At 39.5% G+C, this 15,750-nt stretch carries 18 protein-coding genes; 11 read left to right on the top strand and 7 right to left on the bottom strand.

Going from position 1 to position 15,750, the window contains the following annotated elements; translation table 11 throughout:
• Positions 1 to 119 precede the first annotated feature (119 nt).
• From lolA to DCO44_RS05650, 6 genes are all read left to right on the top strand, one after another.
• Positions 120 to 818, top strand: a complete 699-nt coding sequence (gene lolA / locus DCO44_RS05675; protein ID WP_116759899.1) for an outer membrane lipoprotein chaperone LolA — start codon at positions 120 to 122, stop codon at positions 816 to 818.
• A 210-nt stretch (positions 819 to 1,028) separates the two neighbouring features.
• Positions 1,029 to 1,826, top strand: a complete 798-nt coding sequence (locus tag DCO44_RS05670; RefSeq protein WP_116759897.1) for an RsiV family protein — start codon at positions 1,029 to 1,031, stop codon at positions 1,824 to 1,826.
• A 129-nt stretch (positions 1,827 to 1,955) separates the two neighbouring features.
• The gene (gene serS / locus DCO44_RS05665; protein WP_116759895.1) at positions 1,956 to 3,227 is read left to right on the top strand and encodes a serine--tRNA ligase; all 1,272 of its coding nucleotides are present in this window, start codon (positions 1,956 to 1,958) and stop codon (positions 3,225 to 3,227) included.
• A gap of 76 nt (positions 3,228 to 3,303) precedes the next feature.
• Positions 3,304 to 4,680 (top strand): siroheme synthase CysG, encoded by a 1,377-nt coding sequence (gene cysG, locus DCO44_RS05660; RefSeq protein WP_116759893.1) that lies wholly within the window; start codon positions 3,304 to 3,306, stop codon positions 4,678 to 4,680.
• The gene (locus DCO44_RS05655) at positions 4,668 to 5,381 is read left to right on the top strand and encodes a hypothetical protein (RefSeq protein ID WP_228157514.1); all 714 of its coding nucleotides are present in this window, start codon (positions 4,668 to 4,670) and stop codon (positions 5,379 to 5,381) included. Before cysG ends, DCO44_RS05655 begins: the two co-directional genes overlap by 13 nt.
• 27 nt (positions 5,382 to 5,408) lie before the next feature.
• Complete coding sequence (locus DCO44_RS05650) at positions 5,409 to 5,894, top strand: tRNA (cytidine(34)-2'-O)-methyltransferase (RefSeq protein WP_116759891.1); 486 nt, start codon at positions 5,409 to 5,411, stop codon at positions 5,892 to 5,894.
• A 23-nt stretch (positions 5,895 to 5,917) separates the two neighbouring features.
• Here DCO44_RS05650 and DCO44_RS05645 read toward each other — a convergent pair whose 3' ends face one another.
• A complete protein-coding gene (locus DCO44_RS05645; RefSeq protein ID WP_116759889.1) occupies positions 5,918 to 6,304 on the bottom strand; it encodes a winged helix-turn-helix transcriptional regulator in 387 nt (128 codons plus the stop codon).
• Positions 6,305 to 6,432: 128 nt separating this feature from the next.
• Between DCO44_RS05645 and DCO44_RS16810 the strand changes: the two genes are divergently transcribed.
• From DCO44_RS16810 to DCO44_RS05635, 3 genes are all read left to right on the top strand, one after another.
• The gene (locus tag DCO44_RS16810) at positions 6,433 to 6,645 is read left to right on the top strand and encodes a hypothetical protein (RefSeq protein ID WP_228157513.1); all 213 of its coding nucleotides are present in this window, start codon (positions 6,433 to 6,435) and stop codon (positions 6,643 to 6,645) included.
• Between the two features lie 337 nt (positions 6,646 to 6,982).
• Positions 6,983 to 7,240: a hypothetical protein gene (locus DCO44_RS16805; RefSeq protein ID WP_228157512.1), complete on the top strand. Its 258-nt coding sequence runs from the start codon at positions 6,983 to 6,985 to the stop codon at positions 7,238 to 7,240.
• A gap of 20 nt (positions 7,241 to 7,260) precedes the next feature.
• Positions 7,261 to 7,815, top strand: coding sequence for a flavodoxin family protein (locus DCO44_RS05635; protein WP_116759887.1), 555 nt, complete (start codon positions 7,261 to 7,263; stop codon positions 7,813 to 7,815).
• A gap of 44 nt (positions 7,816 to 7,859) precedes the next feature.
• On the opposite strand, the gene DCO44_RS05630 is transcribed toward DCO44_RS05635, so the two are convergent.
• From DCO44_RS05630 to rpoD, 6 genes are all read right to left on the bottom strand, one after another.
• Positions 7,860 to 9,257 (bottom strand): APC family permease, encoded by a 1,398-nt coding sequence (locus tag DCO44_RS05630; protein ID WP_116759885.1) that lies wholly within the window; start codon positions 9,255 to 9,257, stop codon positions 7,860 to 7,862.
• A gap of 243 nt (positions 9,258 to 9,500) precedes the next feature.
• On the bottom strand, positions 9,501 to 10,685 hold the full coding sequence (locus DCO44_RS05625) for an iron-containing alcohol dehydrogenase (protein ID WP_116759883.1): 1,185 nt from the start codon (positions 10,683 to 10,685) through the stop codon (positions 9,501 to 9,503).
• 1 nt (position 10,686) lies between these two features.
• Positions 10,687 to 11,220, bottom strand: a complete 534-nt coding sequence (locus DCO44_RS05620) for a hypothetical protein (protein ID WP_116759881.1) — start codon at positions 11,218 to 11,220, stop codon at positions 10,687 to 10,689.
• Between the two features lie 81 nt (positions 11,221 to 11,301).
• On the bottom strand, positions 11,302 to 11,964 hold the full coding sequence (gene lipB / locus DCO44_RS05615; RefSeq protein WP_116759879.1) for a lipoyl(octanoyl) transferase LipB: 663 nt from the start codon (positions 11,962 to 11,964) through the stop codon (positions 11,302 to 11,304).
• A 135-nt stretch (positions 11,965 to 12,099) separates the two neighbouring features.
• A complete protein-coding gene (locus tag DCO44_RS05610) occupies positions 12,100 to 12,387 on the bottom strand; it encodes a YbeD family protein (protein ID WP_116759877.1) in 288 nt (95 codons plus the stop codon).
• A gap of 122 nt (positions 12,388 to 12,509) precedes the next feature.
• Positions 12,510 to 14,399 (bottom strand): RNA polymerase sigma factor RpoD, encoded by a 1,890-nt coding sequence (gene rpoD, locus DCO44_RS05605; protein ID WP_116759875.1) that lies wholly within the window; start codon positions 14,397 to 14,399, stop codon positions 12,510 to 12,512.
• A 425-nt stretch (positions 14,400 to 14,824) separates the two neighbouring features.
• Between rpoD and DCO44_RS05600 the strand changes: the two genes are divergently transcribed.
• Together DCO44_RS05600 and DCO44_RS05595 are read left to right on the top strand one after the other, a co-directional pair.
• The gene (locus DCO44_RS05600) at positions 14,825 to 15,034 is read left to right on the top strand and encodes a PA3496 family putative envelope integrity protein (protein ID WP_116759873.1); all 210 of its coding nucleotides are present in this window, start codon (positions 14,825 to 14,827) and stop codon (positions 15,032 to 15,034) included.
• 68 nt (positions 15,035 to 15,102) lie between these two features.
• Positions 15,103 to 15,627 carry a YecA family protein gene (locus tag DCO44_RS05595; RefSeq protein WP_116759871.1) on the top strand — a complete coding sequence of 175 codons (525 nt, stop codon included), beginning with the start codon at positions 15,103 to 15,105 and terminating at the stop codon, positions 15,625 to 15,627.
• Positions 15,628 to 15,750 lie beyond the last annotated feature (123 nt).

Genomic DNA, 15,750 nt, shown 5'->3' with positions numbered 1-15,750 from the left:
CTACATTAAACATTAATATTTATACAAATCTTCTTATTTTCTCAATTATTAGCCACTGAATTTGGTTTAATATGTGGCTTTCAATAGATTGCGAAATAGCAAATAAAAAAGGTGATGACATGAATATGCTTCGTAAAACCATGTGTGCTATGGCATTGGGTGCAGCGACACTCGCACCAATGATGAGTACTACTGTTTTTGCAGCACCTGTAGCGGCATCGGAGCAACAAGCAACTGCAAATTTGGTTAAGCAGTTAAGTGGTATTCAAAGTTTATCGGCTAATTTTGAGCAAACAACAAAAGCTTCAAGTGGTGCGAACAAGACACAAAAAAAGGGTTTAACTGCGCAGCACATGAATCAGACCTTTAAAGGGACAATGAAAGTTGCACGCCCAGGAAAATTCTATTGGGAAACGATAACACCTGCAAAACAAACCATCGTGACTTCAGGTAAAACAGTGTGGATTTATGATCCAGACTTACAACAGGCAGTTCGTCAAAGTTTAGATGAGCAAGTTGCAAATACGCCAGCGTTGTTATTATCGGGTAATACCAACCAGATTATGAAGTCTTACCGTGTTACTCAACCGAATAAAGGAAAAACCTATTACACCCTTTATCCAAAGAGTGATGATGGTGCTTTCCAAAGTTTAACCATCAGTTTTGGTGGCAACAAAGCTCCGAATTTAATGATTTTACAAGACTCATTGGGTCAAACCACCTATGTAAAATTTAATAATGTTAAGGTGAATGCGGCAATTCCTGCATCGACTTTTAATTTTACTCCACCAAAGGGTACAGATATTATTGATCAATAAATCTGAAAACCTCCATCAAATGACGAGTGATAAAAAATGCAGCCTAAGTGCTGCATTTTTTTACATTAATAATCCAATAAACGATTTCGATTGAAATATTCATCTAAATATGCAGTCAATACATCGGGCTACATTTTGTAATTTCATCTTAAAGTGAGAGTTTGTATAGTGAAATATATTGTTTGAAGATACCGAATATAAGGTTTATTTATGAATACTTTCCAATTAAAACAACTAAATTTAGTTTTACCGCTGTTGTGTTCAGTGGTTTTATTTGTAGGTTGTCAGCCTAAGGATACCTCACAGAAATCTGTGGAAGCCAAAACTACAGCCACGGAAGCATCGGCTACGCAAGTCATTCCTGCAATTCAGGCAAAAGTCGTACCTGTTAAATTGGCTAAACCTGAAGCATGCGAAACGGAAGGATGCACGCAATACGATATTCAAACGGTTGAAACCAATTTTAAATGGATTGATCAGTATTTTATGGATCGGATTAAAAAAGCTGACCCAATAGCATTTTCAAATCAACCTAACCAGAAAGTACGTATCGAAGAAGGTGCTCAGCCGGGTTTAAATCAAAGTTCAACCTACGTACGTTATGTAGGGCAAAACGATAATTTCGCAACCTTTGCCATGCAGAGTTATAGTTATTCAGCAGGCGCGGCACATGGAATGTACCATCAAGAATTCGTGAATTTTGATCTGAACAAGAAAAAGCGTTTAGCCCTGCAAGATGTTTTAATTAAAGGTGTTGATGCACAAGTTTTAGATGTGCTGTATGACAATAATCAAAATTGGTTGCAAGAACACAATATAGAAAAGGCAAAATTACAGCTTAGTGATAATTTTTATTATGGTGCAAATGGTTTGGTGTTTGTGTATCCACTTTATGAGCTAGCCTCTTATGCTGAAGGCATGAGTGAGTTGACATTGCCATACTACACATTGAAAAAATTTGTACGCCCTGAATATTTACCAAGTTTGCCGCAATATCCTGAGCATTAAAATACGCATGAATAAGCCTAATTGATGGATTATTGCCTGAATGTGGTGATGCTGGAACGTTGCTGACTGTATTTTTTGGCATGAACAGCTTACACTATAGCCAGTTTTTTTCTTTAGTAAAGACTGGCTATGATCGACCCGAAATTAATCAGAACAAATATTGAGGCTGTAAATTTAGCCTTGGCAAAACGTGGTATTCAATTGGATGTGGCTGAGTGGGCATCATTAGAAGCTCGCCGTAAAGATTTACAATCCAAAACTGAAGCGTTACAGGCTGAGCGTAATGCGGGCGCAAAACAAGTTGGTCAAATTAAAAAATCTGGTGGCGATGCATCGGAAATCATGGCACGTATGGGTGCTATTGGTGATGAAATTAAAGCCGCTGAGGTTGCTTTAGCAGAATTACAGGCGGAACTTGAAGCAAAACTTCTTTCAATTCCGAATATGCCACATGAGTCTGTGCCAGAAGGTAAAGACGAGAGTGATAATGTTGAAGTATATACATGGGGCACACCACGTAGCTTTGACTTTGAGATTAAAGATCACACTGACCTTGGCGAATGGATGGGTGGTTTGGAGTTTGAAACGGCAACCAAATTAACGGGTTCTCGTTTTAGCGTCCTCAAAGGACCTTTAGCACGTTTACAGCGTGCTTTAACTCAATTTATGCTCGATACGCATACCTTAAAAAATGGCTATACCGAAGCCTATGTGCCGTATTTGGTCAATGCTGATTCTTTACGTGGTACTGGACAACTTCCTAAATTTGAAGAAGATTTATTCAAATTACAGGGCGAAAAAGAATACTACTTAATTCCAACGGCTGAAGTGCCAGTTACTAACTTTGTACGCGATGAAATTATTGATGCTGATCGTTTGCCATTAAAATATGCAGCGCACACGCCATGTTTCCGTAGTGAAGCAGGCTCTTATGGTCGTGATACGCGTGGTTTAATTCGCCAACATCAATTTGACAAAGTTGAAATGGTGCAAATTGTAAAACCAGAAGATTCGATGCAAGCCTTAGAAGAATTAACAGGTCATGCAGAAGGTATTTTGCAAGCATTGGGCTTACCTTATCGTAAAATCACGTTATGTGGTGGAGATATGGGCTTTGGTGCAGCAAAAACTTACGACCTTGAAGTTTGGGTACCAAGTCAAAATACCTATCGTGAAATTTCGTCATGCTCAAATATGTGGGATTTCCAAGCACGTCGTATGAAAGCACGTTACCGTGCCGATCAGAAGAAGACCGAATTCGTACATACTTTGAACGGTTCTGGATTGGCGGTAGGACGTACTTTATTGGCAGTGATGGAAAACTATCAACGTGCTGATGGATCAATTGAAGTTCCAGTAGCATTACGTCCATATATGGGCGGTGCTGAATACATCGATTAATTAATTTTTCGATAGGTGTGCGTTTGTGCACGAAAATTGCTTTAAGACGATCAGATGTAAATATTAGAGGTATTCCGTGGAAATATTTCCAATCTCTTTAAAGCTGCAACAGCAACCTTGTCTGATTGTCGGCGGTGGGCGTATCGCTTACCGCAAAGCGGTTTTATTGGCCAAAGCAGGTGCAATTCTGCATGTGATTGCGCCTGAAATTGAACCAGATTTACTGACTTTGGTACAACAAACCCAAGGTCAGTATGTTGCTGCTGCTTTTAAAACACAGGTGAATCTACGTGATTATCGCCTCGTGATTGCAGCGACCAATGATCGTGCTGTCAATCAGCAGGTGTTTGAAGCCTGTGAAGCAGAAAAGGTTCTTGTTAATAGTGTAGATGATCCACCCCATTGTCGCTTTATGGTCCCTGCCATTATTGATCGTTCACCACTGATTATTTCTGTGGCGAGCAATGGCACATCTCCCGTTTTATCTCGTCAAATTCGGACGCAGTTGGAAACCCTAATTCCGCATGGAATGGGTAAACTGGCGCAGTTTTCAGGTAAATGGCGTGCGACAGTAAAGCAAAAAATTACCAATCCTGACGAACGTCGCATTTTTTGGGAAGATTTGTATGCAAGTCCACTCAAAGAGCAGGTGTTTAATGGCAATGAGGCTGAAGCCGATCAACTGATTGAGCAGGCATTACAAGAATGGAAAACTCCGAAAGGGGAAGTCTATTTGGTCGGTGCTGGACCAGGCGATCCTGAATTATTGACTTTAAAAGCATTACGCTTAATGCAGCAAGCGGATGTAGTGATTTATGATCGTCTAGTCTCACAGCCGATTATGGATTTATGTCGTCGTGATGCAGAAAAAATTTATGTAGGCAAAGCTCGCTCTAATCATTCAGTACCCCAAGAAGGTATTAATGCGTTATTGGTCAAATATGCGAGTCAAGGCAAGCGTGTTTGTCGGCTAAAAGGTGGTGATCCTTTTATTTTTGGTCGTGGTGGTGAAGAAATTCAAGAGTTGTTTGATGCAGGCATTACCTTCCAAGTGGTGCCTGGGATTACTGCGGCATCAGGCTGTTCAGCGTATGCAGGTATTCCGCTGACGCATCGTGACTATGCACAAAGTGTCCGGTTTTTAACAGGGCATCTCAAAGAGGGTTCGCCTGAGTTACCTTGGGATGAGTTGGTCTATGAGAATCAAACTTTGGTGTTGTATATGGGTTTGGTTGGCTTGGAAAATACCTGTCAGCAACTGATTGCACATGGACAGCGTTCTAATATGCCCGTAGCTTTAATTTCTAAAGGCACGACACCAGAGCAAAAAGTGGTTGTTGGTACTCTGGCAGATATTGCGAGTAAAGTGAGCGAACATCATATTCAAGCACCGACTTTAACCATCATTGGTGAAGTGGTGAGTTTACGTGAACAATTAAAATGGCAAGGTTAATTGTGAGCTATTACTTAGCTGGCTATTATTTAGTTCAAATGGATAAAAATTTACCCAAAATTTTTACATGCAGTTCTTGTATCAATAAGCATTTGCTAGGCGTATGGTCATATTCTTGGTGTTCAACTACTCAGAATGAAATTGATGAAGCTCAAAAACGGTTTAATTTATCTCGAACACAATTTCAAAATTTACAATCTTGGGCTGATGAGAAATTTGTTAATGGTTCTATAGGATGGGCGAATGTTTTTCTAAATATTGAAGAAGCCCTAGACTATAAAAAAAGATTTTTTCAAAGAACTGAAAATGTTTTTTTATTAGCACTATATATTGGTCATGATTTTAGAAATGACCTTCTTGAATTTTTAAAACCTTCCTCTAAGCAAGCTGGTAAAACTGGTATTTATCAATGTTTAGAAAAATCAATATTAGAGGTCCAAGATTCAGGTGAACATTTACTGGGTTATGATTATATAGGAATAGAAGTCGATGGAGAATTTCATAGTTTTCATTGTCATCAGCTCGCATATGAACTCGTTGAAAAATTTGGACTAGATTTAAATGGAAGTGGGTTATTTGAAGACACTCGGAATCAAGTGCAAGTTGAAAAATTTCTAAATGATGCTCTAACAGGTTGCGAGGCAGTACCATGGGGTACTGCTAAAGTAAAATTGGTAAAAAATGATAGATGTCAAGTTTAACTATTTTATAAAAAGTCGAGATATTTTGTGATTCATGTTGTTTTATACGAGCCTGAAATTCCTGCCAATACAGGAAATATCATTCGTTTATGTGCCAATACTGGAGCGCAGCTACATTTGGTCAAACCTTTAGGCTTTGAGTTGGATGATAAAAAACTCAAACGTGCTGGTTTGGATTATCATGAGTGGGCACGCATGCAAATTTGGGACAATATTGAACAATGTCTTGAATTTTTGGCAACACAAGGTGTGGATAAAGATGCCGTTTATCCTTTAACCACTAAAGGAACTGAAACGCCACATACTTCTGATTTAAATCGACCAGTTGCATTATTAATGGGACCAGAAACACGTGGTTTACCTGAACATGTGCGTTTAATGTTTCCACAGCAACATTGGATTCGTTTACCGATGGCAGCCAATTCTCGCAGTTTGAATTTATCTAATGCCACTGCGGTGATCGTCTATGAAGCATGGCGTCAGCAAGGCTTTAAACAATTAGTAGAAGAATAAAGTAATAAAATGGCAGAGTCGATTTAAACCGACTCTGCTTGTTCTTGGCGCTGATCAAAACCCTGTCTTGATTTTAAGACTTTCCCCATATTGGCTTCGACCCAATCTTTCATTTGATACGCATTTTGCGCAAAATCTTTGCCTATTTCAGTCAGTGCATATTCAACGCGAATGACATTGTCTCCATGAATAGTACGCGTTAAAAATCCATCACGTTCTAATATTTTCAATTTCTGCGAGAGTACTTTAGGTGAAATTCCTAGGATATTCTTTTTCAATTCATTGAAATGCTGAGATTCCTGATCCAGCGTATATACAATTAATAAGATCCATTTATCTGCAAATTTTTCAAAAAAAAGTCGCGCAGGACAATCAGGATGAAAAATATTAAATTTCAGTGGTTTATTCATAAATTTCAGACCTCATTGATTGCATTTTGCCGCTTAAATATCAATTTCTATACCAGTTACCATGTGGTAACTAATTGATACTAGGTTTCATAAGTGTATCATGAGTGAATGAGAATTGCGCTACTGTTATGAGTAGACGCTGTATTGCGATCACCAATCATTTTGGGATGGGTTATGCAATAAAGTTACAGATTTGTTGTTTTGTTACAGGTGCTAATCGCGGGCTAGGTTTGGCAATTGCACGTGAAGCACGTAAACAAGGCACAAAAAAATATATGTCGCAATGCGCCAGATCGTTGGGTTTCAAGACGGAAGTTGAATTCCTGTTCAACTTGATGTGAATGATAAACAGTCTATCTAGCGTGCAGTGTAAACGTGTGCTGATACAAATATATTGGTCAATAATGCAGGCATTGCACTGTTAAATACGCAGCCAGTAGATGCCAATATTATTGAAACAACCCATAAAATTTTAGAAACCAATTTGTTTGGCATGATGCGGGCATACAAATATTTTCACCCATTTTGTAGCAAAACCAACAGGGTTATGTGGTGAATATTTTGTCGAATGTCTCTTGGGAATCTAGTACTTCATTAACAGGTTATGCAATTTCTAAAGCGGCTGCGTGGTCTTATAGTAACTCCAGTCACTAATGGTTATCCCAGTTTCATATTCAGGTGATGGGAGTTCATGTTGGATTTATTGACACAGATTTAACACGAGGTTTACCTATTGCTAAGTTTAGCCCTGAGTTTGATGCGGAACAGATTTTTGCAGGGATTCAACAAAATGCTTATGAAGTGCTGGTAGGGGAGAGAACCCAAAGTTTAAAACAAGGCTTGAGTGACGTCGTGGCAAGTTACGTCAAACTCAAACCCGATCTTAGAGAAAAATCATGTGATTGCATGATTGTATTGAAGTTTCAAAATGTTTGATTTAAATAGAGGAAAACAAGATGTCTAATATTTCTGTGGTTTATTTTTCTGGCTACGGTCATACCAAAGTAATTGCACAAACCTTTGCTCAGGAAATTTCAGCAAATTTAATTGAAATTGATGCAAATGGTGATATTCAAGAACAGGATTGGGCGACACTCGATCAATCTGATGCGATTGTATTTGGTGCTCCAACTTATATGGGGACTGCACCTTGGCAATTTAAAAAGTTTGCTGATGCAACGTCAAAAAAATGGTTTACTCGCGCATGGCAAGACAAAATTTTTGGTGGATTTACCAATAGTGCCAGTTTAAATGGTGATAAACAACTGACCTTGATTCAGTTACAAACTCTTGCGTCTCAACATGGCGGGATTTGGGTGAGCTTAGGTTTATTGCCTGCAAATAGTAAATCAGCGACCCGTGAAGATGTGAATAATTTAGGTGGCTCGGTAGGCTTATTGGTCCAAACACCTTCAGACGCCAGTGTTGATGAAATTCCTAGTGGTGATCTCGAAACGGCTAAGGTTTATGCACAGCGTATTGCTAAGATTACTAATAAGTTTTTGGCATAAGCCAATATAAAAAAGACGCATTAAGCGTCTTTTTTTTATGCGAATTAATGATGATGATCATCAAATTCATTATGTTGCGGAGCTGGTTGTTTGAACCCTTTGGTTTTATACCCTAAGTATAAGATCCCAAACATTGCCCACCACAAACCATATTTCAAAGCAGTTTCTTCAATTTCAAGCCACATGGCAAAAATACTTAGGAAACCTAGCATTGGAATAACCACAAAATTAATAATTTCTTTGGCAGATTTTGTACGGCCATCACGTAGTGCATAACGTGAAATCACCGATAAATTCACAAAAGTAAATGCAGTTAAAGCGCCAAAACTAATCATTGAAATTACAATATCAAGGTCCATAAAGCCTGCTGTTAAAGCAACTAAACCGACAATAAAAATATTGTAAGACGGTGTATATGTTCTTGGGCTGATATGACCAAATACTTTTTTATTGATGACGCCATCACGACCCATCACATACATCAAGCGTGATACGCCCGCATGTGCAGAAATACCTGATGCCATAACCGTCACAATTGCAAAATACAATACGGCTGTTTTGAAGGCGACACCACCCACAGCTTGTAAGATATCTGGCTGAGTTGCTGCGACATCTTCAAAGTAAGTTTTAGGATCATTCGGGAAGTAAATTTGCATGAAATAAGTGCTGATGATAAAAATCACACCTGCAAATAATGCCGTCATGAAAATAGCTTTAGGTAGCGTTTTTTCAGTGTCTTTGGTTTCTTCTGCTAAAGAACTTAAAGAGTCAAATCCGGTGAAAGAGAAGCAGAGTAAAGTTGCACCTGTAATTAATGCACCAACAGTGGTCATCTCGTTCCAAAATGGTTCAAGACTCCAAAGTTGATATTTAGCATTGACCAGAGTGCCATCTGCATTCACGCCACCAGCCAGTAATTGATACACCATCCATGTAAAGTATGCAATTACACCCAACTGAACGAAAACAATCAGACTGTTAAAGTTGGCAACAAAACGCGCACCACGTAAGTTTACCCCTGTCATCAGTGCAGTAAGACCCACAACCCAAACCCAATGATTCACATCTGGGAATAACGCTTCTAAATAAATCACCGCCAGAACGATATTCACCATTGGCGATAATAAATAGTCTAACCAAGATGACCAACCCACCATAAAACCGACATTGGGATGAATGGATTTTTGGGCGTAGGTATAGGCAGAACCAGAAGAAGGGTAGCGACGGATCATGTGTCCGTAACTAATAGAGGTAAATAGAATCGCAACCAAGGCAATAATATAAGAGGTTGGAACATGATAATGGCTTTCTTCAGATACTAACCCGAAAGTATCAAACAAGGTCATTGGCTGAATATATGCTAGGCCAATAATGACGATGTGCCAAAATCCAAGCGTTTTTTGCAGTTTAGCTGCCGATTGAGTCCCAGAGTTATTTGTCAACGGCGTTATCCTCTTAATCGTTGATCAAGGATCAGTCATGTTTATAAGGATCGTTTGAGACGAACGATCCCCCCTACGAATAAAATAAAGTGCGCCAATCTATCCTAAATTGATGTCACTTGTCAGTATTTTTGTAGAACTTTTAGCAAATTCTCTGCCAAATAGGTAAAAAATAAATGACCAATGTGTCATTTATGAAAAAGCCTGATGTTAGAACATCAGGCTTCATTATTTATTGCATTTTTACCATGCTTTTTGAAGAATAGATCTTAAATCTTCAAAGGACGCTTCTTTAGGATTATAGATGATGGAACCATCATTTAAGGCTTTTTCGGCCACTTCATCCAGTTGAACTTCGGTGACTTTGCCTGTTTCTTGTAGCGTTCTTGGTAGTTTGGTCAGACTGAACAAACGATCACGCATGGCTTGAATGGTCGTGATGGCTTTATCTGCACGTAAATGTGCTGGGGTTTGTGCATAAATATCGGCTCCTGCAAGTGGAAGCAATAAATCTGCGATTTTGTCGCCATTCACTTCTTTGTTGTATTCGAGTACATAAGGCAAGAATAGATTCATGCATAGGCCGTGGGGTAGGTGAGCCACGGCACCGAGCGCATGGCCTAAAGAATGAACTAGACCGACCATAGAATTAGAGAAGGCAATGCCTGCCATAGTAGATGCTTGCGCCAGTTCTAAACGACCTTGTGAATCATTAAGGTTATCTAAAACATTAAATAGATTAGCGCTAATTTTCTTAATCGCAGCCGTTGCATAAGCATCACTGATAGGATTGGCTGCCATGCACGTGTAGGCTTCAATTGCATGAGTAAGTGCATCCATTGCAGTCATCGCAGTTAAATGCGGTGGCAGGGTAAGCGTCATGCGTGGATCAAGAATTGCAGCATGCGGCATCAGGTAGTATGAAGCAAATGCCATTTTTACATTCTTGGCTGTGTCGGATACAACCGCAACCATAGTCACTTCAGAACCTGTACCCGATGTGGTTGGAATCACAAAGAACGGTTTTAACGGCTTAGGTAAGTTGTGTGCGCCTGAATATTGCAGTAAATCATCACCGCCTTCACTGACTAAAATATTAGTGGCTTTCGATGTATCAATCACAGAACCACCACCAACGGCAATAATCGCATCACATTGGTTTTCACGATATAAAGCAGCGGCACGACGTACTGTATCTAAGCTTGAATCAGGTGGAACATCATCAAAAATATAGCCGATCACTGCATCGGTCGATTCAAAAGCCGCCTCAATGGGGGCCAATAATTGGTTACCACGCACGCCTTTGTCGGTGATGATCATGGGGCGTTTGGCACCCAATGTAGAAAGTTCAAAAGGAATGTGCTCTAACGCGGCATTACCCGCAATCACTTTAACTGGGCAAAAAAATTCGTAATAAGGCTTTGCCATGTTATGCACTCCGTTTGAAATATGATTGAGCCACTTTAAGATAAATATTGGCTGCGCCTGTAAGCTTTTCTTTTAGGCTAAGTTCGTGTGGGTATTGTTTGACTGCGAGTTCAGCCAGTAATTTAGGTAAAATCAATGCTTCCATTTTATTCAAGCAACGAACCAAACGAATGGCATAAGATAAATCGCCATCGGCAATCATGCGGTCATTGGCAAATGCTTGAGCGGTACTTTCCTGAAATGAAAAGACTAAAAAGGCATGACTGAGATGTTTGAAGGTAATGGTGAGGTCTGGTTTTTGCTCAGTGTCGTTTAATAATAACAATTGATGATTATCGGTGACTTTGGCAATAAAAGCAGGACCATGCGGGAATACCTTCATGGACAATACGAAATTTGCAGGAAATTTTGCGACTTCCTGCTTAACTTCATCATCCACCTGACTTGCCATAACCAATCCTCTGCCAATCACATCCATCATGAGTTTGACATAGGCGAGCTGTAAAGCAGGTTTTACTGATTTGTTTAAAATCACTTACTTATCCCTTAGTTTAAGAGTCTTTTATTTTATTTAGAGTAAATACTCTAATTTATTTCACTATATAAAGTAAAGTGCTTATTGTTGAACAATTTGAACTTTATTAAAGTACCCGCTGTTTTGTAAAGTTTCAATGATATCGACGCATAAGTTTTCAAAACTTGGTGGGTTTTGTTCAATCAAGTCATGAATGCGCACCATTTCTAGACCTGAATAGCCACATGGATTGATGGTGTGAAAACCAGCTAAATCACAATTAATATTGAGTGCTAGTCCGTGATAACTGCGCCCACGACGAATTTTAAACCCCAAAGATCCTATTTTGCGCCCATTTACATACACGCCTGGTGCATCGGGTTTGGCATAGGCTTCAATCCCGTATTTTTTCAGTAACTCAATCATTAAGTTTTCTGCATAAGACACTAGGGTTCGCACATTCCAACCAAGACGATTTAAATCAAACATGAAGTAAGCCACCAATTGACCTGGGCCATGCCATGTCACTTGTCCCCCTCGATCTGTCTGTACCACAGGAATGTTTGAAGGAATTAAAATGTGTTCTGGTTTGCCTGCTTGACCTTGAGTGAGTACATCGGGATGTTGTAATAGCCACAGTTCGTCAGGCGTTTCAGCCTCGCGCTGTTCGGTCAATTGTTTCATGTCCTGAAAGCGATCGGCATAAGGTGTAAGCTGATTAAATTGACGAATGATTAAAGTGGGTTTGAGTACAGCATCAGTCACGTCGACAGCATCCTTAACAAGATTTGAATGTGAGCTAAATTATAAGCTGAGCAGAGCCGGATAGGGAGATATATCTGAAATGGAATGAAAATTGATATAAAAAAAACACGCAGTCCGCGTGTTTTTTTTGAGTGCTTATAGTGCAGTTTTAATTAACGGGCAAGCCGCAAGATCTGCATATAACTGATGCACTTGCTCTAGCTCTTCAAAGCGTAATTGCGCAGTGAGAGAGTGATATTTACCTGTCCGTGATGGTTGTACTTGGATCGAATCACCATCAAATTCAGGGAAATGTTTCACTAAAATTTCAACGACTGCTATATGTAACTCAGTGCCAGCAAGACCAATGAGTTTAATAGGGTAGTCCATTGGGAACACCCAAAGATGTTCTTGTAATTCACGAGATGGTGTGCGGTCTAACATAGTCATGAGCGTCAGTCCCCCTTATTTCAAACGCCTGCGAAACTGCAGGCGTTAGGTGTTGCTCTTAAATACATAATGGAGACAAGCGATAAAATTTCAAGCCTCCATCGTATCTTTACAAATTAGTCGTTTTCTAGGAATGAACGTAAATGTTCAGAACGAGAAGGATGACGTAACTTACGAAGTGCTTTAGCTTCAATCTGACGAATACGTTCACGTGTTACATCAAACTGTTTGCCGACTTCTTCCAAAGTATGGTCGGTTGGCATATCAATACCAAAACGCATTTTCAAGACTTTCGCTTCACGTTCAGTCAAGTTTTCAAGTACTTCACGAGTCGCTTCTTTAAGACCTTCTGAAGTTGCAGCATCGACTGGTGAAGTGATGTTGCTGTCTTCAATGAAGTCACCCAAATGCGAATCTTCATCATCACCAATTGGCGTTTCCATAGAAATCGGTTCTTTGGCAATTTTGAGGACTTTACGTACTTTAACTTCGTCCATTTCCAGACGTTCGCCTAATTCTTCAGGTGTAGGTTCACGACCCATTTCTTGAAGAAGTTGACGGGATACACGGTTGATCTTGTTAATAGTTTCAATCATGTGTACTGGAATACGAATGGTACGTGCTTGGTCCGCAATTGAACGAGTAATCGCCTGACGAATCCACCACGTTGCATAAGTTGAGAACTTATAACCACGACGGTATTCAAACTTGTCTACGGCTTTCATCAAGCCGATGTTACCTTCTTGAATTAAGTCCAAGAATTGTAAGCCACGGTTGGTATATTTTTTCGCAATCGAAATTACCAAACGCAGGTTGGCTTCAACCATTTCCTTTTTCGCACGACGCGCTTTTGCTTCACCCACAGCCATACGTTTAGAAATGTCTTTAATGTCTTTTACATTTAAGTCCAATTCTTTTTCGATGTCGGCAATTTTCTGTTGGAAAGCAAGCACATCAGGACGCACTTTTTCTAAATGCGCTTTATGTTCAGTTGGCGCTTTAGCAATTTGTTCATCTAACCAAGCAAAGTTTGATTCTTGACCTGGGAAAGATGTACGGAATTGAGTACGATCCATACGGCCACGACGAACTGCGTAGCGCATTACTTCGCGTTCAGACGTACGAATTTGGTCGTGAGTGCCACGAATCATTTCTGAAATGATATCAAATAGACGCGGAGTAAATTTGAACATCATAAACACAGTTGCAAGGGCTTCAAGCGCAGCTTTAGCCTCGTCGCTATTACGACCATGTTTCGCAATTACGGTTTTGGTTTGTTCCCACGCATTTGAAAGTTCTGAAAAACGTACTTTCGCAACTTCAGGGTCTGGGCCAGAATCACCTTCAGAATCATCATCACTTTCAGACTCTTCATCTTCATCTTCATCATCAAGTTTGACATCTTTGGTTGACTTGCTTGAAGAGTCTGCAATTTCTTCAATTTCTTCAGCTTCTTCTTCCAAGACTTCTGGAATCTCTTCATCAGTTTCAGGGTCTAAATAGCCTGATAAAATATCTGCAAGACGACGTTCGCCTTCTAGAAAATCATTATATTCTTGTAAAACGACTTCAACTGCATTTGGCCAGTAGGCAATAGAATGCAGAACATCGCGAATACCTTCTTCAATACGTTTCGCAATGCTAATTTCACCCTCACGGGTTAAAAGCTCAACAGTACCCATTTCACGCATGTACATACGTACAGGGTCTGTGGTACGACCAGGTTCGTTTTCTACAGAGGCAAGAACGGCAGCAGCTTCTTCTTCTGCAACCTCATCGGCAGCTTCTGCATTGTCTTCGAACATTGTATCGTCAGATTCAGGTGCACGTTCGTGTACAGGAATACCAACGTCTTGAAGCATCTGAATAATGTCTTCAATCTGTTCGCTTTCAGTAATCGAGTCTGGGAGATGATCGTTAACCTCAGCATAAGTTAAGTAACCTTGCTCTTTGCCTCGGCTAATCAGAGCCGCTACTTGCGAAGTAGGGGAAGTCATATCGCTCATCTTTGCTTACTCTTTGTTGAATCTGTGACTGTGAAAAACCGTGCTGGATAGCTCAGTTTGCTTCATAAACTTATCTGTAAATGCAATGTATCTCATCAGGAATAATCAGCAAATAAGCCGCCTGATAAAATATTTAATGTAAATTTAAGGATAAAGATGGGGGTGAATTTGTTATTTTCAAGTTCATCCCTTGCGTTCGTCAGTTCAAAATCCAACATTTGGAATCAAAAACATTTTGGATTTGATATTAAAAATACCACAAAACTAAAAGACGCAGGGTGGATTATATCATGCCATGAAATTGGTTAAAAATAAAGACCAAAATTCAAATAAAATGCAATAAATTTAAATAAAGCTTGACAAGATTTCGGAAGAACGATAAATAGCGCCTAGACCCATTATATTTTTATTATGAGGTAGTTTGAGTGTCTTCAACAGATTTTGAATTAGATGATAACTACGGTGATGATGACGTCAATTTTGACGAAGCATCAAGCAAGATTAGCGCAAAAGAGTCGCTGGAAAAACGTCGATTAATTGATGACTTACTCGCACAACGCCGTTTAGAGCGCGAGTTAAAAGATTTTGATTACGATATAGACGATGACGACGATTTCGATGATGAGGATGATTAAAACTCACGATGAGAATCGTGTGTTGAAAATGTTATGATACGTCTTACAATTTTAAGCTTGGATATAAAATGAGTGCTTTAGATTTAGACCTATTGAGTGAATATCTAGATGGTGACCAAAATGAGCATGGTCTAGATTTCGCAGCGACTCATGGTTTTTTATGTGCAATTGCTGTTGGTCCGCAATTTGATCGCTGGTTAGATGAGCTTTTTGAAAGTAATCAGAAAAAAGTTCCTGCTGAGATTATTGCACAAGTCAAATCTTGGCTAGATAGTATTCGTCAGAATTTGGCGAATGAAGAAGGAATTGAATTTCCTTTTGAAATTGAAGAAGCTGATGTGGAATCAAGTTTAGGTGACTGGAGTGTTGGCTTTGTCGATGCGATGTTCTTAAATGAAGAAGCATGGTTTGCGCCAGAATACGAAGAACAATTGGTTGATTTAACTTTACCAATCATGGTGTTCAGTGGCATTGATGACGAAGATCCACAAATGGAATCTTTCCGTCGCAATGGTCAATTAATGGATGAATTGGCGGAAGAAATTCCAGACAATTTAAATGAAATTTATTTAATGTACCACACGCCAGCGTGATGTTGCATCTTGCGCTGCTACAATCGCAGCTCATGTATCACACACCAAACTAACCCTATAGTATTAAAAAAAAAGCACCGTCAGGTGCTTTTTTTTATGTTAACAATGTACTGGAAGTCATCT

Origin of the sequence: Acinetobacter sp. AM (assembly GCF_003105055.1) — a bacterium.
Lineage (GTDB): Bacteria > Pseudomonadota > Gammaproteobacteria > Pseudomonadales > Moraxellaceae > Acinetobacter > Acinetobacter tibetensis.
This window is presented reverse-complemented; position numbering and strand designations above follow the sequence as displayed.